Consider the following 21,226-nt stretch of genomic DNA (forward strand, 5'->3'; position numbering starts at 1 on the left):
GGACGGCAGCCTGTTCCAGCTCAAATGGATGGCCGCCATGCTGGCCAACTGCTCGGCCGACCGCTACGCCATCAACAAGGAACGCATGCTGCGCCTGTCCGAGTACAGCCGCGACTGCCTGCGTGAACTGCGCGCCTCCACCGGCATCCACTACGAAGAACGCGCCCGCGGCACGCTGCAGTTGTTCCGCACCGAAGCCCAGATGGAAGCCGCGCGCCGCGACATCGCCGTGCTCGAAGAAGTGGGCGTTCCCTACGAACTTCTTGATCGCCACCGTCTCGTGACGGCCGAGCCCGCACTGGCCAATTCCGCGCACAAGCTTACCGGCGGCCTGCGCCTGCCCAACGACGAAACCGGCGACTGCCAGCTTTTCACCCGCCGCCTGGCGGACATGGCAGCCGCCCTTGGCGTGGAATTCCGCTTCGGCCAAAGCGTCACGGGCCTGAACACCGCCGGCGGCCAGATCACCGGCGTGCGCGTCGGCAACGAAGTCCTCACCGCCGACCGCTACGTGGCCGCTTTCGGCAGCTACACCCGCGGTTTCCTCGAACCCCTCGGCCTGGACCTGCCGGTCTATCCGGTCAAGGGCTATTCCCTGACCATCCCCATGAAGGACGAGGCCGCCGCGCCAGTGTCGACGGTGCTGGACGAAACCTACAAGGTCGCCGTGACGCGCTTTGACCAGCGGATCCGCGTGGGCGGCATGGCCGAACTGTCCGGCTTCGACCTGCGCCTGAAGGACGCCCGCCGCAAGACGCTGGAACTGGTGGTCAACGACCTGTTCCCCGGCAGCGGCCATGTCGCTCAGGCCGAGTTCTGGACCGGCCTGCGTCCCATGACCCCGGACAGCACGCCGGTCGTCGGCGCCACGCGCTACAACAACCTCTACCTGAACACGGGTCACGGCACGCTGGGCTGGACCATGGCTTGCGGTTCCGGCAAGCTGGTCGCGGATCTCGTCATGGGCCAGCGCCCCGCGATCAGCACCGACGGGCTCGGACTGTCGCGTTACGACCGCAGCGCCGCGTCGCGCCAGCAACTGGTGCTGGACGGCAAGCGCGCCTGAGTCGCGCGTGAGCTACGCCTGATCAGGCTAGCGCCTGAGCTTCGCTTGATCTGGCGCTTGCACCGCCAGTTGGAGGCACACCCGACGGGCCGCTTCGATGCGGCCCGTGTCTTTTGTAGTGCGATGAACTGAATGCGCTGAACCGAGTGCGCTGAAATTGAGTGCGCTGAATTGGTCACGCTGCGCCCGAAACGGCTCGTTGCTTTATGCCAAAATCGCCGCATGACTCATTTCCTGCACACTGCCGACTGGCAGATCGGCCGCCAGTACGGCCAGTTTGAAACCGACGATGCCGCGATGCTCGCCGAGGCCCGTTTCGAGGTCGTCGCGCGCATCGCCACGCTGGCCGCCGAGCGCCGCGTGGACGCCGTGGTGGTCGCCGGAGACGTCTTCGACACGCAGGCCGTGTCCGATCGCAGCATCCGCAGGCTCTTTGCCGCCATGGCCGGCTACACCGGCCCCTGGGTAATGATCGCGGGCAATCACGACGCGGCCCTTGCCGACAGCGTCTGGAGCCGCGCCATGCAGCTGGGCTGCATCCCGGCCAACGTGCATGTGCCGCTAACGACCGGCGTGGTGGACCTGCCGGATGCCAACCTCGCCGTGCTCGCAGCGCCGCTTACTCAGCGCCATACGTACGACGACGTCACCCAGGCCTTCGACACGCTCGAGACCCCGGCCGGTCGCATCCGCGTGGGCCTCGCGCACGGCAGCGTTGCCGGCCGCTTGCCCGACACCATCGACGCCACCAATCCCATCGCGCCCGACCGCGCGGACCGCGCCAGCCTGGACTATCTGGCGCTCGGCGATTGGCACGGCTGCCTGACCATCGACACGCGCACCTGGTATGCCGGCACGCCGGAACAGGACCGCTTCCGCGGCAACGAGCCCGGCTACGTGCTGGACGTGCGCATCGACGCGCCGGGCGCCGCACCCGTGGTCGAACGCATTGCAACCGGCAAGTACCGCTGGTCCGCCTGGACCGAAACCCTCAGCCTTCCCACCGATGCTCAGGCGCTGGCCGAACGCATGGCGGCGTTGCGGGCAGACGATGTCCTGCGCCTGGACGTGCAGGGCCACGTCAACCTCGAAACCTGGGATGCGCTGCAAAAGGCAGTGGCCGAGGCCGCCGCGCAGGTGCGGGCCTTGCTGCCGGACTTGTCCGGCGTGCGCCTGGAACCCGACGAAGCGGACTTGGCCGAATTGCGCGCCAGCGGCTACGTGGGCGAGGTCGCCGCGCAATTGCAGGCGCTGCAGGCTGATGAAGACCAGTCGGCGGTGGCCAGCGAGGCCCTGCGCCTGCTGCTGCGGTTCCAGCGCGAAGCCGCCACGCCGGGAGCCGCCAAATGAAGATCTCCCGCATTGCCCTCGAAGAATTCCGCAAGTTCCGCCAGCCGCTGTCGCTGGACGGACTGCAAGACGGCCTGAACCTCTTTGTCGGCCCCAACGAAGCTGGCAAGAGCACGGTCGCGGCCGCCGTCCGGGCCGCCTTCCTTGAACGCTACAGCACCAGCAAGGTCGCCGACCTGGCGCCGCGCGGCGAATCCGGCGCGCGTCCCAGCGTTGAAGTGGCCTTCACGCATGCTGATCACGCGTACGTCCTGAGAAAGCAGTTCCTGTCCAAGGCCCGCTGCGAACTCGTGGTGGACGACGGCGCGCAGCGGCTGGACGGCGAAGAAGCCGAAAACGCGCTGGCCGTCTTGCTGGGCTTTGAAATGCCCGGGCGCGGCCAAAGCAAACCTGACCTGGCCGGCGTGCCGGGCCTGCTATGGATCCGCCAGGGCGACGGCCAGAACCTGCACGAAGCCGCCGGCTATGCCGGCTCGCATCTGCGCGACGCGCTGACGCAGCTCTCCGGCGAGCTGGCCTCCGGAGACGGCGACCGGCTGTTCGATCGTGTGTCCGCAGAGCGCGCCGCGCTGCTCGACGCCCGCAACGGCCGTCCCAAAGGCGCCTACAAGGACGCCGAAGACGCACTCGCGCGCGCCACGACCGAGCGCGACGAGTGCGGGCAGGCCATGGCGCAGCTCAACGCCGACGTCGACCGTCTGGCCGAATTGCGGCGTGATCACGAGCGCGCGCAGGCCGCGCAACCCTGGAAGGATTTCGAGGCCAAGGCCGTCCAGGCCCGCGCGCGCCTTGCTGCGCTGGCCAAGGAGCGCGAAGCCTTCGACGGGCTGCAGCGCGAGCAAGCCCAAGCCGCGCAGACTCTTGCGTTGCTGCAGGATCAGGTCCGGCGCGATCAACAAGACGAAGCCGACTATCAGTCGCTGTTGCGCGATGCGCGCGCGGCGCACACCCACGTGCAGGCGATGCAGGAACCGCTGGCGCGCGCGCTGCAGCAGCGGCAATCGCATGCCGCCGCCGTCGAGGCCGCGCGCCGGCGCGTGGCGCGGCTTCAGGTGCTGGCCGACCGGCGCGACCTGGAACGGCAGCTTGCGCAGCTCACCCCCGAAATCGAACGCCTGGACGGCGCCCTGGTCGCGGCTACCCACCTGATACAGCAAGGCTCGGCACTCAGGACCGAGGCGGTCCAGCTCGAGATCTCCGATGCCGAGATCGAGGCGCTGCGCAAAGCCGGCCGAGAACTCGGCAACCTGCAATTGCAGCAACAGGCGGTCGCCACGCGCCTGCGCTACCGGCTGGATGCCGGCGCACAGGCGCTGCTGGACGGCAATGCGGTCAGCGGATCCGGCGAGGTCCTGCTGACGGCTGCGGCCGAACTCGATCTGCCCGGCGTGGGGCGCTTGCAGATCGAGCCGGGCGGCCAGGACCTGCCGGCCTTGCAGCGCGAACTGGCGCGCGCCGAGTCGGCGAGCGCTGCGTTGCTCAAGCGGGCGGGCGTCGACACGCTGGCCGACGCGGAACAGCGCCACGCGCGCTACACCGCGTTGCAGCGCGAACTGGATGGCATGCGCAAGACGCTGAGCATTCATGCGCCTCGCGGCGTGGACGCCCTGCGCACGCAACGGGATGAGGCACTGGCACGGCTGGCGCAGTTGCAGGAACGGCTGTCGAAGTTGCCGCCGGTGCAGGAAGCCGACGGCGGTGTTCGTATTGCTGGTGCTGGTGCTGGTGCTGGTGCTGGTGCTGGTGTTGGTGCTGACGCGGACGCCGGTACCGGCACTGGCTCCGGCATCGACGTCGACACAAGCGATGACGATCTGCCCGACGCCGTCCAGGCGCTGCGCGAGGCCGAAGCCGTCGCGGCCCAGGCGGAAAAGGCGGTAGCCGACGCGCAGCGCGCGCTGGATGCCGACACGGCCCGCGCCCAGTTGCTGGAAGGGCAGGCGGCCGCCCGGGGCGCCGAGCTGCAATCCGAAGAACGCATATCTCAACGCCACGCCCGCGCCGGCCGCCTCGCGGAAGTGCGCAGCACCCACGACCAGCTCGAACTGCGCGTGCGCGAGGCTCGGGCCTCGCTGGCCGAACACCGGCCGGAACTGGCCGAACAGGACGTGCAGCGGTTCGAAAAATCCGCCGCCATCGAACGCGACGCCCAGCACAAGCGGCACGGCGACATCCTGCAATTGCAGGGCAAGCTGGACCAGGCTGGTGCGCAGGGCCTGGGCGAGCGCCTGTCCGAAGCGCAGGCGGCCTGCGAGCGGCTGCAACGGCGCCGCGACGAATTCACTCGGCGCGCCGCCGCACTGGATCTGCTGCAAAAGCTGCTGGCCGACAAACGCGCCGCCGCCACGCAACGCCTGCAAGCGCCGCTCGCCCGCCGGCTCAACCACTATCTGGCGCTGCTCTTCCCGGACGCCGCGCTGCGCCTTGATGATGCGCTGCTGCCCACCGCGCTGCGCCGGGGCGATGGTGAAGACGCGCTGGACGCCCTCAGCTTCGGCACACGGGAACAGCTTGGCATCCTGGCACGGTTCGCCTACGCCGACCTGCTGCAAGAGGCCGGCCGGCCCACCTTGCTGCTGCTGGACGACGCGCTGGTCCACACCGACGATGCGCGGCGCGACTTCATGAAGCGCGCATTGTTCGACGCCGCGACACGGCATCAGATCTTGATGTTCACCTGCCACGGCGAGGCTTGGCGCGACATGGGGGTTGAGCAGCGCAGGATCGGTTAGCGAACCGGCCCGCACCCGGCGCAGACACAATCACGAATTACCGATGCTTGACGCTGCGGCCCGGCCCCGGTAGTCTGCCCGGATGCCTGAATACACGCCTCTCGCCATGCTCGCCCGCGCCGTCCGCGCGGGTTTTGCGTGCGCGCGCGTGTCGGCTTCTTTCTCCGCCGGTTCCCCGCCGGCTGTGTCTCCTGTCAAGAACGCGGCGCCTCCGCCGCCCGCATCGCCGCCTCGCGGCGTCGTGTCGGGCGTGCATCCGCCTGTGTCAGCCGTCCTGGGCTGACCCGCCGCATTTCCGTCTCCCGCCTGAACCCCAGCGCCGCACCGCGAGCAGCATGACGCCTTGGCGTCGCCTGCCGCGCTCGCGTATAGGCGCATGGGCGCGTTATCGCGCCCCGGGCAGGAGTCTGTACCTCATTCAGACAGGTGATACCTCATGTCCATCAACCGAAGCGCGTGGACTGCCCACGCGTCCACCACCTTGTTCGTGCTGCTGTGGAGCGGCGGCGCGATCTTCGCCAAATGGGGGCTGTCGCATGCCTCCGCCTTTGGCTTTCTCTTGTTCCGCTTCCTGCTTGCGCTGGCGGCGCTGCTGCTGATCTGCGCGCGGCGCGGGCGTTGGCTGCCACAGCCCGGCACCCGCATGCAGGTTGCGGCCACGGGGGCGCTGCTGATCGGCAGCTATTCCATCTGCTATCTGCTGGCGCTGGACCACGGCGTGACGCCGGGCGTGCTGGCCACGTTGCTCGGCGCGCAGCCCATCCTGACGCTGGCGCTGACGGAGCGCCGCTTCGCGCCGGCGCGACTGGGGGGACTTTGCCTGGCGCTGGCCGGGCTGATGCTGGTCGTGTACCAGAGCATCGCGCTGACGCGGCTGTCCGTCGCGGGCATTGTGTATGCCTGCGCGGCGCTGGCCAGCATGACGGGGGGCGCCTTGCTGCAAAAGCGCGTCCAGCAGCCGCCGATGGATGTGATGCCGCTGCAGTACGCAATCAGCCTGGCGCTCTGCCTGCTGTTTGCGCCATTCCAGCCGCTGCACGCCGACTGGAGCGTCGGCTTCATCGTGCCGTTGATCTGGATGGGCCTCGTGATCTCGGTCGGCGCCACGCTGCTGTTCTACCGCATGATCCAGGCGGGCAATCTCGTCAACGTGACCAGCCTGTTCTATCTGGTGCCGGTTGGCACGGCGGCGCTGGACTACGTGATCCTGGGCAATCGTCTGCCAGCGCTCAGCCTGGCCGGCATGGCCGCGATTCTGACGGGGCTGATGCTGGTGCTACGCCATCCCGCCACCCCGTGAAGTCCTCAGCCTCGCTGGCCGCCGGCGAAACCATCGCGCTTAGCCGCGCCCACATCCGTCCACCCGTTCCAAGGCTGGCGGGTGGGCGCGGCGCCTGCGCCATCCGCTCCTTCCGGCCCCGCCCAATGTCCGCTCACCAACTGCGCGGGCCGCGTCTGCGCGACAACCCGCGCGCACAGATCCCATGCGTCCAGCCGCACGCTCAGGCCGGCGTAGACGCCGTGTCCCGCACCCGCTTCGATGACGCCGGCCGCCTGCGCGCCTTCGCCCGCCCGGATTGCGCCCTCGGCGCGAATGTCTTCCCCGGCGATCAGGCCCCATCCGCATGCCAGATGCTCACCCGACTGGATGGAGCCGCCTGCCTGGATGCCGCAGCCCGCGTTGATTTCCTGTTCCGCGCGCACGCCGCCGCCCGCCTTGATGCCTTGTCCGCACTTGATGGCGCCTTGCGTGCTGATGTCCTGGCCGGCATGCAGGTGACCCGTCACGGCCAGGTCCTGTCCGGCGCAGATGTCCCACTTGGCGCGCACATTCCCGCCGCAATCCAGGCGCGTCGCAATCTCGATGCCCCAGTCCGCCGCCACGTCGCCGCCGGCGCGCAGGTTGCCGCCGCAGGCGATGTTGCCGCCGGCGGTGATGTTTTCACCCGCCACGATCGACTCGCCGGCGCGGATGCCGCCGCCCGTGATGAGGCTGCGGCCCGCCCGCACCACCGTGTCCACGTTGATGCCCATGCGGACTTCCAGCGTTCCCGCGAACACGATGGCGTTGGCATCCAGCGTATCCAGCCGCAACACGGCGTCGGTCGGGCCGAACTGGTCCAGCAGCCAGCAGGCGTCGCCGACGCGGCCGTCGGCGACGAGGGCGTCGAGCACGGCCTGGTAGTCCCCCTGGCCGTTGTGATCGCGGAGGAACCATTTGTAGCCGCCCGCGCAGGGGTTCTTGGCTTTGACGAATTTCTTGGTGAGTTGCATGGCGCTGATTCGAAAGTGCGGTGCGTGGCCGCCGCGCAAGCCGCGAAGGGCGTGCGAGTGGCGAAATGAAGACGAGCGCCCGCCACGCGGCAGTGCGCCCGCCGGCCGGTTTCAGGCTGCAGGACGCGCGGATGTGCGCAGGCAGCCGGCAACGGGCCGGAGCAAGAAAATCAGAACGGGAAAAGGCGGGCGTTTAGCCGGGCTTGGACCGCGCGTAAGCGGAACGCGCGGCGACCTCCTGCGAACTCAACAGCGTTGAGCGCAGGGCGCAGAGGGCGCAGGTGACGCAGGGGAGGGAGGAGATGTCGGATTGCACGGGGCAGATGCTACCACCCGGGCAATTGCCGTCAAGCGGGGGCGGATGCAAAAGGGGCGCCCACCGCAAACCACCGGCGGGCGCCCCTTTCGTCAGATTGCGATCAGTTCGTCAGGACGATGTTGCGGTCCTTGGCGATGCGCTGGCGCAGTTCAAGCTCGCGCTTGATTTGCGCGGCGTACTCGGCCGGCGTGTTGCCGTCCACGATCGATCCGCCGTCGGCCAGGCGCTGGGCGATCTTTGGATCCTTCAAGGCCTTGACCGCCGCGGCGTGGACGCGGTCGACCACGGCTTGCGGCGTGCCGGCCGGCGCCACCAGGCCGTACCACGCCATGTTGTCCATGTCGGGCAGGCCGCCCTCGGCGAACGTCGGCACGTCCGGCAAGGCGGGCAGGCGTTTGGGCGCCGCCACGGCCAGCGCGCGCAGCTTGCCGGCCTGGATGTGCGGCATGGACGACGGCAGGTTGTCGAACTGGACGTTCACCTGGCCGGCGATCACGTCGTTCAGCGCCGGGCCCGATCCACGGTAGGGCACGTGAACCATGTCGGTCTTGGTCAGCGACTTGAACAGCTCGCCGTCCAGGTGGCTGATGCCGCCCGCGCCCGACGACGCATAGCTGTACTTGCCGGGGTTGTTCTTGAGCAGGGTGATGAACTCGGCCAGGGTCTTGGCGGGCACGCTCGGGTTGACCGTCATGACGTTGGGCACGTTCACCATGTTGGTGATCGGCGTAAAGTCCTTGAGCGGGTTGTACGGGTTTTTGGGATTGGTGGCCGGGTTGGTGGCCATGGTGCTGACCGTGGCCACGCCGAGGGTGTAACCGTCATTGGCGGAGCGCACCAGGGCGTCGGCGCCGATGGAGCCGCCGCCGCCGGCGCGGTTTTCCACGACGACAGGCTGGCCGAGTTCACGGCCCAGGCCCTCGGCCACGACGCGCGCCACGATATCGGTGGTGCCGCCGGCCGCAAACGGGACGATCAGGCGGATGGGTTTATTGGGGTAGGGGTCTGCGGCCTGGGCAGCGGAGGTCAGGCAGGCGCCGGCGATGGCGGCGGCCAGGACGGCCTTGGCATGTGACAACACGTTCAAGAGTCTTCTCCATATTGTTGTTCCGAGCTGGCCATCTTGCCGGGCCAGCTTCGGTGAGGCGCGCATTGCCGGGGTGTCGCAAGCCAACGCCTCGTGGCCGCATTCCACACAGGTATGTCCCCATGGTCAACTCGGGATTGTCCCTGTCATGAGAAATCGCAAAATTTTTAGCACGTCCAAAAAATGCGCGGAGATGACAGAAGTTACAGGAAAAAGTCAGTCTGACAGGCAGTTGAACACAAATTGAGAAGCTTTCGGTGCGCAATCGCTGCGCAGTCATCTTGCTGTCATTAGCCGGGTACGTACATAAATTCCTGCATAACTTACAAGAATCTGATATTTTTCGGATGAGATTCTTGCCCGGTCTTGCAAGAAAGCTATTGCGTTTGTTTCTGTCTGCGCCGTTCAATTGGCGTTGGTTGATGTCCCCACGGGGCAACGTGTAGTGCAGCGACGCACCGGGCCAAGGGTTCCGTCCGTTTTTCAATCCCCGGTCTGTTTCGTCTCTCGCTGCCTTGCGCTGGCGGGAGGGGGCCCGGACATTTTCGGAACGCCATGTCGCTGATCCTGATCCTCGCTCTGCCGTTCGCCGGCAGCCTGTGCGCCGCGCTGCTGCCTTCCAACGCCCGCAACGCAGAGGCGTGGTTGGCTGGTCTCATCGCCCTCGCGTGCGTGGTTCTGATCGCGACGCTGTATCCGGACGTCGCCAACGGCGGCGTCATACGGGCCGACATGCCCTGGGCGCCCGCCCTGGGTCTGCAATTCACCCTGCGCATGGACGGCTATGCGTGGCTCTTTGCGCTGATCGTCTCCGGCATGGGCGCGCTGGTCGTGCTGTACGCGCGCTATTACATGTCGCCGGAAGACCCGGTTCCGCGCTTCTTCTCCTTTTTCCAGGCCTTCATGGGCGCCATGCTCGGCGTGGTGCTTTCGGGCAACCTGATCCAGCTCGTCCTGTTCTGGGAAATGACCAGCCTGGCGTCGTTCATGCTGATCGCCTACTGGCACCATCGCCTGGACGCGCGCCGGGGCGCGCGCATGGCGCTGACGGTCACGGGGGCGGGCGGGCTCTGTCTGCTGGCCGGGGTGCTGATCCTGGGCCATATTGTCGGCAGCTACGACATGGACCGCGTCCTGGCGTCCGGCGACCTGGTCCGCGCCGACCCCTGGTATCCGGCGGTGTTGGTGCTGGTGGCGCTGGGCGCGCTGACCAAGAGCGCGCAATTCCCGTTCCATTTCTGGCTGCCCAACGCCATGGCCGCGCCTACGCCGGTGTCCGCCTATCTGCACTCGGCCACGATGGTGAAGGCGGGGGTTTTCCTGCTGGCGCGCTTCTGGCCCGTGCTGTCGGGCACCGACGAGTGGTTCTGGATCATCGGCGGCCTCGGGCTGATCACGTTGGTGCTGGGCGCTTACGCGGCGATCTTCCAGCAGGACATGAAGGGCGTGCTGGCGTATTCCACGATCAGCCACCTGGGCCTCATCACGCTGCTGCTGGGTCTGAACAGCACGTTGGCGCTGGTGGCCGCCATCTTCCACATGATCAACCACGCCACGTTCAAGGCGTCGCTCTTCATGGCGGCGGGCGTGGTCGACCACGAAACGGGCACGCGCGACCTGGGCCGGCTGTCCGGCCTGTACAAGGCAATGCCCATCACGGCCACGCTGGCGATGGTGGCCGCGGCGTCGATGGCGGGCGTGCCGCTTCTGAACGGCTTCCTGTCCAAGGAAATGTTCTTTGCCGAGACCACCTTCGTCAGCGCCGACCGTTATGTCCAGCTTGGCCTGCCGCTGCTCGCCACCATCGCCGGCGCGTTCAGCGTCGCGTATTCGCTGCGGTTCATCCTGCAGGTGTTCTTCGGCCCCCCGGCCACCGACCTGCCGCGCGAACCCCACGAGCCGCCGCGCTGGATGCTGCTGCCCAGCGCGCTGCTGGTCCTGATGTGTCTGCTGGTGGGCATCGTCCCCGGCCTGACCGTCGGCCCGTTCCTGGCCACCGCGGCGCAAAGCATCCTGGGCGAGAACATGCCCGATTACAGCCTGGCCGTCTGGCATGGCTTCAATCTGCCGCTGGCCATGAGCCTGGTGGCCACGACGGCGGGCGTGCTGCTGTACCTGGCCCTGCGCGCGCATCAACGCGCCAATCCGGGCCGGGTGCCGTTCATCTACCGTCTTGATGGCCGCCGCACCTTCGAGGCGCTGCTGGATGGTTCCAGCGTTGCCGCCGCCTGGCTGCTGCGGTGGGTGTCGTCCACGCGCCTGCAGGTGCAGATGGTGCTCATTCTGGTCGGTACGCTGTTCGTCGCGTGGCTGCCGCTGCGCGCCGGCGGCTGGCTGGACGGCGCCGTGCGCCTGACGCCGGTCGACCCGGTGTTTGCCTTGCTGTGGATCGTGGGCGGCACCTGCGCGCTGGCCGCCGCGTACCAGGCCAAATACCACCGACTGGCCTCGCTGGCGCTGGCGGGCGGGGCAGGGCTGATCACCTGCCTGACGTTCGTCTGGTTCTCCGCGCCAGATCTGGCGTTGACGCAGCTGTCCGTCGAGGTCGTGACTTTGGTGCTGCTGCTGTTGGGCCTGCGCTGGCTGCCGCGGCGCATCGTGCAGGATGACGAGGAAAACCTGAAGGCCACGCTGCAGGCACGCGGCCGCCGCCTGCGCGACCTCCTGCTGGCCGTGGCCGCCGGGACGGGCATGTCCGCGCTGGCCTATTCGGTGCTGGCGCGGCCGCAGACCAACCCCATTTCGTCCTATTTCGTGGATCGCGCGCTGCCTGACGGCGGCGGCACCAACGTCGTCAACGTGATCCTCGTGGACTTCCGCGGCTTCGATACGTTCGGCGAAATCACGGTGCTGGGCATCGTGGCGCTGACGGTCTACGCGCTGCTGCGCCGCTTCCGCCCGGCCGCCGAGAGCGCCGACATTCCGCGCCAGCAGATGGATCAGGACGGCGGCATCCCGGACGCGCCCGACATCAAGTCGCCGGTGCCCGCAGGCTCGATGATGGTGCCCGCGGTGCTGGTGCGCCTGCTGCTGCCGATCGCCGCACTCATCTCGGTCTACTTCCTCTTGCGCGGCCACAACCAGCCGGGCGGCGGTTTCGTGGGCGGCCTCATCTTTGCCACCTCCGTCATCCTGCAATACATGGTGGGCGGGGTGTATTGGGTCGAATCCCGCAGCCGCCTGAATCCCCAGAACTGGATCGGCATCGGGCTGCTGTCCGCCGGCATTGCGGCCGTGAGCGCATGGCTGGCCTACAAGCCGTTCCTGGCTGCGCTGGCCTGGGATGTCGCGCTGCCGCTGATTGGCCACGTCCACGTGTCCAGCGTGTTGCTGTTTGACCTGGGCGTCTACATGCTGGTCGTCGGATCCACCGTGCTGGTGCTGGTGGCGCTTGCCCACCAATCGCTGCGCGCGCAACGCAAGGCCGCCGCCGAGCTCCAGGCGGCCGCCGCTCAAACAGGAGAAGCCTGATGGAATTGATATACGCAGCCGCGATCGGCGTGCTGGCGGGCTCGGGCGTGTGGCTGCTGCTGCGGCCCCGGACGTTCCAGTTCATCATGGGCCTGTCGCTGGTCTCCTACGCGGTGAACCTCTTCATCTTCGGCATGGGCCGGCTCACGTCCGGCAGGCCGCCGGTGGTGGATCCGGCCATGGCGCATGATCCTTCCTGGTATGCGGATCCGCTGCCGCAGGCGCTGGTGCTGACCGCCATCGTCATCGGCTTTGCCACCACCGCGTTGTTCCTGGTTGTGCTGCTCGCCTCGCGGGGCCTCACGGGTACCGACCACGTTGATGGACGGGAGTCCCAATCTTGAGTTTCTGGCTTCAACACCTTCCTGTCCTGCCCATCATCATTCCGCTGGTCGCGGGCGCGGCCATGCTGCTGCTCGCCGACACCAGCCGCTATGCGCGCGGCGGGATCGCGCTTTTATCGACGCTTGCCCAGCTTGCGGCCGCGATCGCCTTGCTGGTCGTGGCCGGCGGGGGCGTGCCCGGCGTCTGGGAAAACGGGGTAGGGGCCTACCTGGTGGGCGACTGGCCCGCGCCGTTCGGCATCGTGCTCGTCGTCGACCGCTTGGCCGCCGTCATGCTGACGCTGACGGCCGTCCTCGGACTGGCCACGCTGGTCTACGCGCTGGCCCGATGGGACCGCGCCGGCGTGCATTTCCATTCGCTGTTCCAGTTCCTGCTGATGGGCCTGAATGGCGCTTTCCTGACGGGCGACCTGTTCAACCTGTTCGTCTTCTTCGAAGTGCTGCTGGCCGCGTCCTACGGCCTGCTGCTGCACGGCTCCGGCGTGGCGCGCGTCAGCGCCGGCTTGCAGTACATCGCCGTGAACCTGGTGGCCTCGTTCCTGCTGCTGATCAGCATTGCGCTGATCTACGGCGTGACGGGCACGCTCAACATGGCGGACCTGGCCCTGCGCGCGGGCAACCTGGCCGGCGCCGAACGCATGCTGTTCGAGGCCGGCGCCGCCATTCTGGGCGTGGCCTTCCTGGTCAAGGCGGGCGCTTGGCCGCTCAACTTCTGGCTGGTCAAGGGGTATGGTTCGGCCGGTGCGCCGGTCGCGGCCATGTTCTCCATCATGACTAAGGTCGGCATCTACGCGCTGTTGCGCATCGGCTCGCTGCTGCTGCCCACCGGCGCGCCCGCCGCCTTCAGCCTGGACTGGATGTTCGCCGCCGGACTGGCCACGCTGCTGTTCGGCGCCCTGGGCCTTCTGGCCACGCAGCAACTGGAAAAAATGGTCGGCTACTGCGTCATCGTGTCGGCCGGCACGCTGCTGACCGCGCTGGGCATGCCGGGTGTGACGCTCACGGGGCCCGCGCTCTTTTACCTGATCAGCTCCGTGCTGACCACGGGCGCGTTCTTTTTGCTGGCCGAACTGATCGAACGCACCCGCAGCTTCGGCGCGAACGTGCTGGCGGTCACGCTCGACGCCTTCGACCTGGATGACCCGACTTCGGTCAACCGCTCCGACGATGTGGTCGGGGTGGCGATTCCCGCAGCGATGGCGTTCCTGGGCCTGGCCTTCATTTCGTGCGCGTTGCTGGTGACCGGCCTGCCGCCGCTGTCCGGCTTTGTCGCCAAGTTCTCGCTGTTGTCGGCGGCGGTATCGGCGGCGACCGAGTCCGCCCCGCCCATGGACGCCTGGCTTCTCGTGGCCGCCGTGCTGGTGTCGGGCCTGGCCGGCCTGATCGGCCTGGGCCGCACCGGCATCCGTATCTTCTGGGCCAGCGACGACCGCAGCACGCCGCGCCTGCGCGTGATCGAGGCAGGCCCGGTCGCCGTGCTGGTGCTGCTCTGCGTGGGTCTGGCCGCTGGCGCGGGTCCCGTGTCGGCCTACCTGGACGACGCCGCCCGCTCGCTCGACCAGCCCGCGTCCTATATCGACGCCGTCATGTCCGCGCAGACCGTGCGCGGCGTCAAGGGAGGAAGCTGATGCGCCGCCTTTACTTCCTGATCCTGCCCACGCTGCTGTTCGCGCTGTGGCTGCTCCTCAATGAAAGCGTGTCGCCGGGACAGATCGCCCTGGGCATCGCGCTGGCGCTGTGGTTCACGTGGGCCGCCTCGCGCCTGCGCCCGCTGCATGCGCGGCCGCGCCACCTGTGGAAGGTGATTCCGCTTTTCCTGCACGTGACGTGGGACATCATCAAGTCCAACGTCGCGGTGGCGCGGCTGATCCTCAATCCGCGCCGCAATGAGTTCTCGCCGGGGTTCATCCTGATCCCGCTCACCATGCGCGACCCGCATGGCCTGGCGATGCTGGCCTGCATCGTCACCTACACGCCCGGCACGGTCTGGGTGAACCTGACCGAAGACCACGCCTTGAAACTGCATGTGCTCGATCTGCAGAACGAAGACGAGTGGATCGAACTGGTGCAGCAGCGCTACGAGCGCCCGTTGATGGAGATGTTCGAATGAATTCCGTACTGTATTGGGCGGCATCCTTTGCCTTGCTCTGCTTTGCGCTGGGCATGGTGTTCGCCACCATCCGCCTCTTGCGCGGCCCCACCGCCCAGGACCGCGTCCTGGCCCTGGACACGCTGTACATCAACGGCATGCTGACGATGCTGGTGTTCGGCATCCGGTCCGGCACGTCGGTGTACTTCGACATCGCGTTGCTGATCGCGCTGTTCGGCTTTGTCGGCTCCACCGCGATGGCGCGCTTCCTGTTGCGCGGCGAGGTCATCGAGCCATGATGGAAGTCGAAATCCCCCTGTGGGCCGGCATTCCCGCCACCATCCTGCTGGTGCTGGGCGGTCTGCTGGCCGCGACCGGTTCCGCCGGCCTGCTGCGTTTCCGCACCTTCCAGTCGCGCATCCATGCGCCGACGCTGGGCAACACGATGGGCTGCGCGTGCGTGCTGGCGTCTTCAATCCTGGTGTTCTCGGCGCTGTCCGCACGCCCGGTGTTTCACGAAGTCATCATTACGCTGCTGCTGATTGTGTCGTCGCCCGTCACGGCCATGTTGCTGATGCGCGCGGCCACGTATCGCAACCGCCTTACCAAGGCGGAAGCGGACAGGGATGCGCGTTGATTTAGAGCCGTCCCCGTTTTTTCGACGTTGAAACGTAACCTTACGAATTCACGTCGCTGGTTATGTCCCCCATCGCGTCGTCATGGGATAGTGAGGGCAGTTGGCGGCGCGGTTGATACCGCGCCGTCCCGGTTGAATCTCTTCAAAAGGAGCTGACCATGAATACTGTTCCCATGCCTTCGAAGCGCCTTGCAGCCATCCTGTGCACTGCCGGCCTGATGCTCGCCGCCGGCGCGGCGCAAGCGCAATCTTCCGGCGCCTCAGCGCAGTCCAGCTATCAGCAGGACGTTGCCGCGTGCAAAAGCGGCCGGACCGGGCAGGCGGTGGAAACCTGCCTGCGCGAAGCCGGCGCGGCGCGCCAGGAGCGCAGCCGCCAGAACCTCCGCGAAGAAAGCCCCGAACAACTGCAGCAGAATATGGTGGCGCGCTGCAACCGTCTGCCGGAAACCCAACGCCAGAATTGCGTCACGCAAATGACCGCGCCGGGCAACGTGCGCGGCAGCGTGCAGGGCGGCGGCGTGCTGCGCGAAACCGTGATCCAGGTGCCCGCCGGCACGGCCCCGGGCATGGCGCCCGCGCCGGGCATGGCTCCGGCCCCCGGCATGGCTCCGGCTCCGGGCATGGCTCCGGCTCCGGGCATGGCGCCGGCTCCTGGCACGGGAACGATGACCGCGCCGATCCGCCAGTAAGGCGTTTCGCAAAGCAGGGCGCATGAATCCGAGCGCATGAAGCGAGTGGTGAAGCAGGGCGCTGCGTGACGCACCGCGCTGCTTCCGAGGCGCAGCCGCTGCCGCAATCAGGCAAAATGGCGGCTGTCGCCTTTTCTCACGCATATTCATGTCCGACGTCATCGCCCTGATTTTCGATTTCGACGACACGCTGGCCTCGGACAGCACGTCCGGTTTCCTGGACAGCATCGGCGTGGACACGGCCTCCTTCTGGAAGGAAGAGGTCGATCCCCTCCTGTTTCAGCAGGACTGGGATCCCGTCCCGGCCTACCTTTACAAGATGATCGAACTGTCCCGCCAGGGACGGCACGGCCTCATCACGCAGCAACGCCTGAAAGACTGGGGCGCGCGCCTCGATCTGCACGATGGCGTGTCCACGCTGTTCCAGCGCCTGCGTGCCGCAGTCCGGGCCGAGCATCCGCAGGTGCAGCTCGAGTTCTATCTCATCTCCAGCGGCATCGGCGACGTGGTGCGTTCGACGCCCATTGCCCATGAATTCACCGAGATCTGGGCGTCTGAATTCGTCTATGGCGAGGACGGCGGCATCGCATTCCCGCGGCGCGTCGTCAGCTTCACGGACAAAACGCGCTACCTGTTCCACATCCAGAAGGGCATCATCGGCCGTGAATTCCGCAACAAGCCGTTCGAGGTCAACCGCAAGGTTCCCGAGGATCGGTTGCGCATCCCGTTCGACCAGATGGTGTTCGTGGGGGACGGCTACACCGACATTCCGTGCTTCTCGCTGATCCGCCGCGCCGGGGGCTTTGCCTTTGGCGTCTGGGATCCCAAGCACCGCGACAAGCGCAGCCGCGCCTGGGGCTTCATCGAAGAAGGGCGCGTGTCGAATCTGAATCAGGCCCGCTACGACGAAGAGGCCGAGCTGTATCAATGGCTTGAAGAAGCCGTCACCAGCCTGGCCGGGCGCATCGCGCTGAAATCGCGGGTGTACCGTGGCTGAGTTGGACCCGTTGGCAGCGGTCCCGCCCTGGACCGAGCAGGACGCCCGCTTCATGACCCTGGCCCTGGAACAGGCCCAGGCCGCCTACGACATCGGCGAGGTGCCGGTGGGCGCGCTGGTCGTGTCCGCCCAGGGCGACATCCTGGGGCGAGGCTATAACCGCACCATCATTGACCACGATCCCACGGCGCACGCCGAGATCGTCGCCCTGCGCAGCGCCGCGCGCCAGCTTGAAAACTACCGGTTGCCCGGCATTACCGTCTACGTCACGCTGGAACCCTGCGTGATGTGCATCGGCGCCATGCTGCACGCGCGGCTTGCCCGCGTGGTGTTCGGCGCCTACGACCCCAAGACCGGGGCCTGCGGCAGCGTGCTCGACGTCGGGTCCGTGCCCAAGCTCAACCATCACACTTCAGTCACCGGCGGCGTGCTGGCCGAACCCTGCGGCGATCTGCTGCGCCGGTTCTTCCGCGAACGCCGCGCCAAGGAATCCATCGCATGAGTACCCCCAAAGCCGCCAAGTCTGCTGCCAAGCCCGCCGCCAAGGCGCGCCGCGCCAAGGCCGCTGCCATCCCGGACCACGATCACCCGCACGATCACGGCCCGGACTGCGGCGACGCATGCGGCCACGACCACGATCACGATCACGATCACGCGCATCACCACGGTCCCCAGCCGGACGCCCGCGGCATCTACCTGATTTCGCCGTCGTCCGCCGTTCGCGACCCCGCCACCGTCACGCTGGCGCGCGAACGGCTGGAGCAGCAGGGCTTCAAGACCGCGCTGGACCGCACGGCGCTGGCTGAACATCAACGGTTCGCCGGCACGGACACCCAGCGCCTGGCCAGCCTGACGCGCGCCGCCAAGCAGAAGCTGCCGATCGTCATGGTGACGCGCGGCGGCTACGGCCTGGGCCGGCTGCTGCACGCCATCGACTGGAAGGCCATGGCCGACAGCGGCAAGCGCTTTGTCGGCATGAGCGACTTCACGGCGTTCAATCTGGCCCTGCTCGCGCAGACCGGCGCGGTCAGCTACACGGGCGCCACCGCGGTTCAGGATTTTGGTGGCAAGAAGGTCGATGACCTGACCGAAGCGCTGTTCGGCGAAGTGATGCGCGGCGAGCTGGAGATCCTCAGCTTCGAAACGCAGGACGCCGATCCGGTCGACGCGCGCGGCATCCTGTGGGGCGGCAACCTGGCGATGCTGACCTCACTGCTGGGTACGCCGTACATGCCGAAGGTCCGTGGCGGCATCCTGTTCCTGGAAGATGTGGCCGAGCATCCGTACCGCGTCGAGCGCATGCTGATCCAGCTCTGGCAGGCCGGCATCCTGGCGCGCCAGAAGGCCATCGTGCTGGGCCGCTTCACCGAATACAAACTGGCGCCTCACGATAAGGGGTACGACCTGCACGAGGTCGTGGCGTGGCTGCGCAAGACGGTCAAGGTGCCGGTCATCACCGGCCTGCCGTACGGACATGTCGCCACCAAGGCCACGCTGCCCATCGGCCAGAAGGTCGGCATCGCCACCGAAAAGGGCCTCGCGCATCTGGTGCTGGACGAGCATCACCACTGAGGCGGGGCGGGCGGTCCGGTGCTCCTGCGGCGCCGCAGCCCGCCAATATAAATAGGGGCCGCAGCCCGTTTGCTACACTAGCAGGTTTTCCCGCATGCGCTTTCGGGCGCCTTCAAACGTACATACACCGTGATATCCACCGCCAATCTCACCATCCAGTTCGGTCCCAAGCCCCTTTTCGAGAACGTCAGCGTCAAGTTCGGGGAAGGCAACCGGTACGGGCTGATCGGGGCCAATGGGTCCGGCAAGTCTACGTTCATGAAGATCATCGGCGGCGACCTGGAACCGTCCGGCGGCAACGTTGCGCTTGAACCCGGCGTGCGGCTGGGCAAGCTGCGCCAGGACCAGTTCGCATTCGAAGACGTGCGCGTGCTGGACGTCGTGATGATGGGCCACACCGAAATGTGGGGCGCCATGTCCGAGCGCGACGCGATCTACGCGAACCCGGAGGCGACCGAAGACGATTACATGCGTGCGGCCGATCTGGAAGCCAAGTTCGCGGAATACGACGGCTACACCGCCGAAGCCCGCGCGGGCGAGCTGCTGCTGGGCCTGGAAATCGCGGTCGACCAGCACAACCTGCCCATGCGCGAAGTCGCGCCGGGCTGGAAGCTGCGCGTGCTGCTGGCGCAGGCGCTGTTCTCGAACCCCGACGTGCTGCTGCTGGACGAACCCACCAACAACCTGGACATCAACACGATCCGTTGGCTGGAAAACGTGCTCAACGGCTACCAGAGCACGATGATCATCATCAGCCACGATCGTCACTTCCTGAACCAGGTGTGCACGCATATGGCCGACGTCGACTACGGTGAAATCCGCGTCTACGCCGGCAATTACGACGACTACATGCTGGCCTCCACCCAGGCCCGCGAGCGCCTGGTGGCCAACAACGCCAAGGCCAAGGAGCGCGTCGCCGAACTGCAGGACTTCGTGCGCCGTTTCGCGGCCAACAAGTCCAAGTCGCGTCAGGCTACCTCGCGCCTGAAGCAGATCGACCGCATCAAGGCCGACCAGGTCGTGGTCAAGCCCTCGTCGCGCCAGAACCCGTACATCCGGTTCGAGCAGAACAAGGTCATGCACCGCCTGGCCGTCACCGTCGAAAACCTGACCAAGGCCTACGACGCGCCCGTCATCACCAAGTTCTCGGCCATGGTCGACGCCGGCGAGAAGATCGCCATCATCGGCGCCAACGGCGTCGGCAAGACCACGCTGCTGCGCCTCTTGGCGCAAGACCTGCAACCCGATTCGGGCACGGTGAAGTGGTCGGACAACGCCGACCTCGGCTACATGGCGCAGGACGTGTCCGACCAGTTCCTGCAAACCGACATCAACCTGCTGGACTGGATGGGCGACCACCGCCAGCCGGGCGACGACGACCAGTCGATCCGTTCGGTGCTGGGCCGCCTGCTGTTCTCGGCCGATGACCTGCCCAAGGCTCCCAAGGTGCTGTCCGGCGGCGAAAAGAACCGCATGACGTTCGGCCGCCTGATGCTGGGCCGGCACAACGTGATGCTGCTCGACGAGCCGACCAACCACTTGGACATGGAATCGATCGAGTCGCTGCAGTTCGCCCTGGAAAAGTACGAAGGCACGCTGGTGTTCGTGTCGCATGACCGCGAATTCGTGTCCGGCCTGGCCACGCGCGTGATCGAAATCCTGCCCACTGGCGAGATCGTCGACTACCGCGGCGGGTACGAAGACTACCTGTCCTCGCGCGGCATCGAGGCCTGATTCCGCACGGCGGGTCATGAAGCGGCGCGCGGGTTCGTGCGCCGCTTTCTCATTTGCGCCGCCGAACGCGCTCCATTCTCGCAGGGCCGCGAGGGACAGGCATTCAGCCTGACGCAATCTGCGCTGCGCTATCATCGGGCCCGACCCTGGCGGCTGTCCGGCCAGGCTTCTTTTTGTCCCCACATGTCTCCCTCTTTGCATGACGCGCCCGATGGCGCGCAGATCGGCACGTTCACCCTGACGGCCCGCATCGTTGCCATCGCCTTCTTCACCTTCATCTGCTATCTGGCCATCGGCCTGCCGCTGGCCGTGCTGCCGGGTTATGTGCACGGCAACCTGGGTTACGGATCCGTGCTGGCCGGCCTGGCGATCAGCATGCAGTACGTGGCGACCTTGCTCAGCCGCTCGCACGCCGGGCGCATGGCCGATACGGTCGGTCCGAAGCAGACCGTCGTCATCGGGATGGCGGCCTGCGCGATCAGCGGCGTCTTCCTGCTGCTCGCCTATGCCTTTGAGCGCACGGCGTGGCTCAGCCTGGCGGCAATCATCCTGAGCCGCCTGGCGTTGGGATTCGGCGAAAGCTGGGTCGGCACCGGCTCGGCCACCTGGGCCATCGCGCGGGTAGGGCCGTTGCACACCGCCCGCGTCATTTCGTGGAACGGCATCGCCACCTACGGCGCGCTGGCGCTGGGTGCGCCGCTGGGCGTGCAGCTTGAAAAACATTGGAGCATGGGCGCACTGGGCGGCGCGGTGCTGCTGCTCGGCGTGGGCGGATTGGGGCTTGCCATGATCCGGCCGGCCGTCGCCATCGTGGGCGGGCACCGGATGGCCTTCAAGAGCGTGGTGCTGCGCGTGTTCCCGCACG

General features: G+C 67.1%; 18 protein-coding genes. 16 read left to right on the plus strand and 2 right to left on the minus strand.

Going from position 1 to position 21,226, the window contains the following annotated elements:
* From RT697_RS22725 to RT697_RS22740, 4 genes are all read left to right on the plus strand, one after another.
* The coding region (locus RT697_RS22725) for a D-amino acid dehydrogenase (protein WP_313701940.1) at nucleotides 1-1,066 on the plus strand (1,066 nt) is incomplete at its 5' end.
* 222 nt (nucleotides 1,067-1,288) lie between these two features.
* Entirely contained in the window at nucleotides 1,289-2,416 is a 1,128-nt protein-coding gene (locus RT697_RS22730; protein WP_313701942.1) for a metallophosphoesterase, read from the plus strand.
* Nucleotides 2,413-5,148: an AAA family ATPase gene (locus tag RT697_RS22735; protein ID WP_313701944.1), complete on the plus strand. Its 2,736-nt coding sequence runs from the start codon at nucleotides 2,413-2,415 to the stop codon at nucleotides 5,146-5,148. The genes RT697_RS22730 and RT697_RS22735 overlap by 4 nt, the downstream gene beginning before the upstream one ends.
* Before the next feature lie 436 nt (nucleotides 5,149-5,584).
* On the plus strand, nucleotides 5,585-6,448 hold the full coding sequence (locus RT697_RS22740) for a DMT family transporter (protein WP_313701945.1): 864 nt from the start codon (nucleotides 5,585-5,587) through the stop codon (nucleotides 6,446-6,448).
* 5 nt (nucleotides 6,449-6,453) lie between these two features.
* On the opposite strand, the gene RT697_RS22745 is transcribed toward RT697_RS22740, so the two are convergent.
* Nucleotides 6,454-7,422, minus strand: coding sequence for a hypothetical protein (locus tag RT697_RS22745; protein ID WP_313701947.1), 969 nt, complete (start codon nucleotides 7,420-7,422; stop codon nucleotides 6,454-6,456).
* Between the two features lie 419 nt (nucleotides 7,423-7,841).
* A complete protein-coding gene (locus tag RT697_RS22750) occupies nucleotides 7,842-8,828 on the minus strand; it encodes a Bug family tripartite tricarboxylate transporter substrate binding protein (protein WP_056560769.1) in 987 nt (328 codons plus the stop codon).
* Nucleotides 8,829-9,383: 555 nt separating this feature from the next.
* On the opposite strand from RT697_RS22750, the gene RT697_RS22755 reads away from it, so the two are divergent.
* The 12 genes from RT697_RS22755 to RT697_RS22810 all read left to right on the plus strand — a co-directional run.
* Nucleotides 9,384-12,299 (plus strand): monovalent cation/H+ antiporter subunit A, encoded by a 2,916-nt coding sequence (locus RT697_RS22755; protein ID WP_313701949.1) that lies wholly within the window; start codon nucleotides 9,384-9,386, stop codon nucleotides 12,297-12,299.
* Nucleotides 12,299-12,643: a Na+/H+ antiporter subunit C gene (locus RT697_RS22760; protein ID WP_105238739.1), complete on the plus strand. Its 345-nt coding sequence runs from the start codon at nucleotides 12,299-12,301 to the stop codon at nucleotides 12,641-12,643. The genes RT697_RS22755 and RT697_RS22760 overlap by 1 nt, the downstream gene beginning before the upstream one ends.
* Entirely contained in the window at nucleotides 12,640-14,271 is a 1,632-nt protein-coding gene (locus RT697_RS22765; protein WP_313701951.1) for a monovalent cation/H+ antiporter subunit D, read from the plus strand. Before RT697_RS22760 ends, RT697_RS22765 begins: the two co-directional genes overlap by 4 nt.
* Nucleotides 14,271-14,753: a Na+/H+ antiporter subunit E gene (locus RT697_RS22770; RefSeq protein ID WP_313701952.1), complete on the plus strand. Its 483-nt coding sequence runs from the start codon at nucleotides 14,271-14,273 to the stop codon at nucleotides 14,751-14,753. Before RT697_RS22765 ends, RT697_RS22770 begins: the two co-directional genes overlap by 1 nt.
* Nucleotides 14,750-15,031 carry a K+/H+ antiporter subunit F gene (locus RT697_RS22775; protein ID WP_056317324.1) on the plus strand — a complete coding sequence of 94 codons (282 nt, stop codon included), beginning with the start codon at nucleotides 14,750-14,752 and terminating at the stop codon, nucleotides 15,029-15,031. The genes RT697_RS22770 and RT697_RS22775 overlap by 4 nt, the downstream gene beginning before the upstream one ends.
* A complete protein-coding gene (gene mnhG / locus RT697_RS22780) occupies nucleotides 15,028-15,369 on the plus strand; it encodes a monovalent cation/H(+) antiporter subunit G (RefSeq protein WP_313701954.1) in 342 nt (113 codons plus the stop codon). The genes RT697_RS22775 and mnhG overlap by 4 nt, the downstream gene beginning before the upstream one ends.
* 158 nt (nucleotides 15,370-15,527) lie before the next feature.
* Complete coding sequence (locus RT697_RS22785) at nucleotides 15,528-16,058, plus strand: hypothetical protein (RefSeq protein ID WP_313701955.1); 531 nt, start codon at nucleotides 15,528-15,530, stop codon at nucleotides 16,056-16,058.
* A gap of 148 nt (nucleotides 16,059-16,206) precedes the next feature.
* The gene (locus tag RT697_RS22790) at nucleotides 16,207-17,055 is read left to right on the plus strand and encodes an HAD family hydrolase (protein WP_313701957.1); all 849 of its coding nucleotides are present in this window, start codon (nucleotides 16,207-16,209) and stop codon (nucleotides 17,053-17,055) included.
* 10 nt (nucleotides 17,056-17,065) lie between these two features.
* The gene (gene tadA / locus RT697_RS22795) at nucleotides 17,066-17,557 is read left to right on the plus strand and encodes a tRNA adenosine(34) deaminase TadA (protein WP_313701962.1); all 492 of its coding nucleotides are present in this window, start codon (nucleotides 17,066-17,068) and stop codon (nucleotides 17,555-17,557) included.
* Nucleotides 17,554-18,627: an LD-carboxypeptidase gene (locus RT697_RS22800; protein WP_313701958.1), complete on the plus strand. Its 1,074-nt coding sequence runs from the start codon at nucleotides 17,554-17,556 to the stop codon at nucleotides 18,625-18,627. The genes tadA and RT697_RS22800 overlap by 4 nt, the downstream gene beginning before the upstream one ends.
* 129 nt (nucleotides 18,628-18,756) lie before the next feature.
* Complete coding sequence (locus RT697_RS22805; protein WP_313701959.1) at nucleotides 18,757-20,361, plus strand: ABC-F family ATPase; 1,605 nt, start codon at nucleotides 18,757-18,759, stop codon at nucleotides 20,359-20,361.
* A 183-nt stretch (nucleotides 20,362-20,544) separates the two neighbouring features.
* A partial coding sequence (locus RT697_RS22810; RefSeq protein WP_313701960.1) for an MFS transporter occupies nucleotides 20,545-21,226 on the plus strand: 682 nt, incomplete at its 3' end.

The organism is Achromobacter sp., from assembly GCF_032113835.1.
Classification (GTDB): domain Bacteria; phylum Pseudomonadota; class Gammaproteobacteria; order Burkholderiales; family Burkholderiaceae_B; genus Achromobacter.

Excerpts from the sequence above, each read along its gene's own strand:
- RT697_RS22730 (WP_313701942.1), top strand. The coding sequence starts at position 1,289 with ATGACTCATTTCCTGCACACTGCCGACTGGCAGATCGGCCGCCAGTAC.
- RT697_RS22735 (WP_313701944.1), top strand. The coding sequence starts at position 2,413 with ATGAAGATCTCCCGCATTGCCCTCGAAGAATTCCGCAAGTTCCGCCAG.
- RT697_RS22740 (WP_313701945.1), top strand. The coding sequence starts at position 5,585 with ATGTCCATCAACCGAAGCGCGTGGACTGCCCACGCGTCCACCACCTTG.
- RT697_RS22745 (WP_313701947.1), bottom strand. The coding sequence starts at position 7,422 with ATGCAACTCACCAAGAAATTCGTCAAAGCCAAGAACCCCTGCGCGGGC.
- RT697_RS22755 (WP_313701949.1), top strand. The coding sequence starts at position 9,384 with ATGTCGCTGATCCTGATCCTCGCTCTGCCGTTCGCCGGCAGCCTGTGC.
- RT697_RS22760 (WP_105238739.1), top strand. The coding sequence starts at position 12,299 with ATGGAATTGATATACGCAGCCGCGATCGGCGTGCTGGCGGGCTCGGGC.
- RT697_RS22770 (WP_313701952.1), top strand. The coding sequence starts at position 14,271 with ATGCGCCGCCTTTACTTCCTGATCCTGCCCACGCTGCTGTTCGCGCTG.
- RT697_RS22775 (WP_056317324.1), top strand. The coding sequence starts at position 14,750 with ATGAATTCCGTACTGTATTGGGCGGCATCCTTTGCCTTGCTCTGCTTT.
- mnhG (WP_313701954.1), top strand. The coding sequence starts at position 15,028 with ATGATGGAAGTCGAAATCCCCCTGTGGGCCGGCATTCCCGCCACCATC.
- RT697_RS22785 (WP_313701955.1), top strand. The coding sequence starts at position 15,528 with ATGAATACTGTTCCCATGCCTTCGAAGCGCCTTGCAGCCATCCTGTGC.
- RT697_RS22790 (WP_313701957.1), top strand. The coding sequence starts at position 16,207 with ATGTCCGACGTCATCGCCCTGATTTTCGATTTCGACGACACGCTGGCC.
- RT697_RS22800 (WP_313701958.1), top strand. The coding sequence starts at position 17,554 with ATGAGTACCCCCAAAGCCGCCAAGTCTGCTGCCAAGCCCGCCGCCAAG.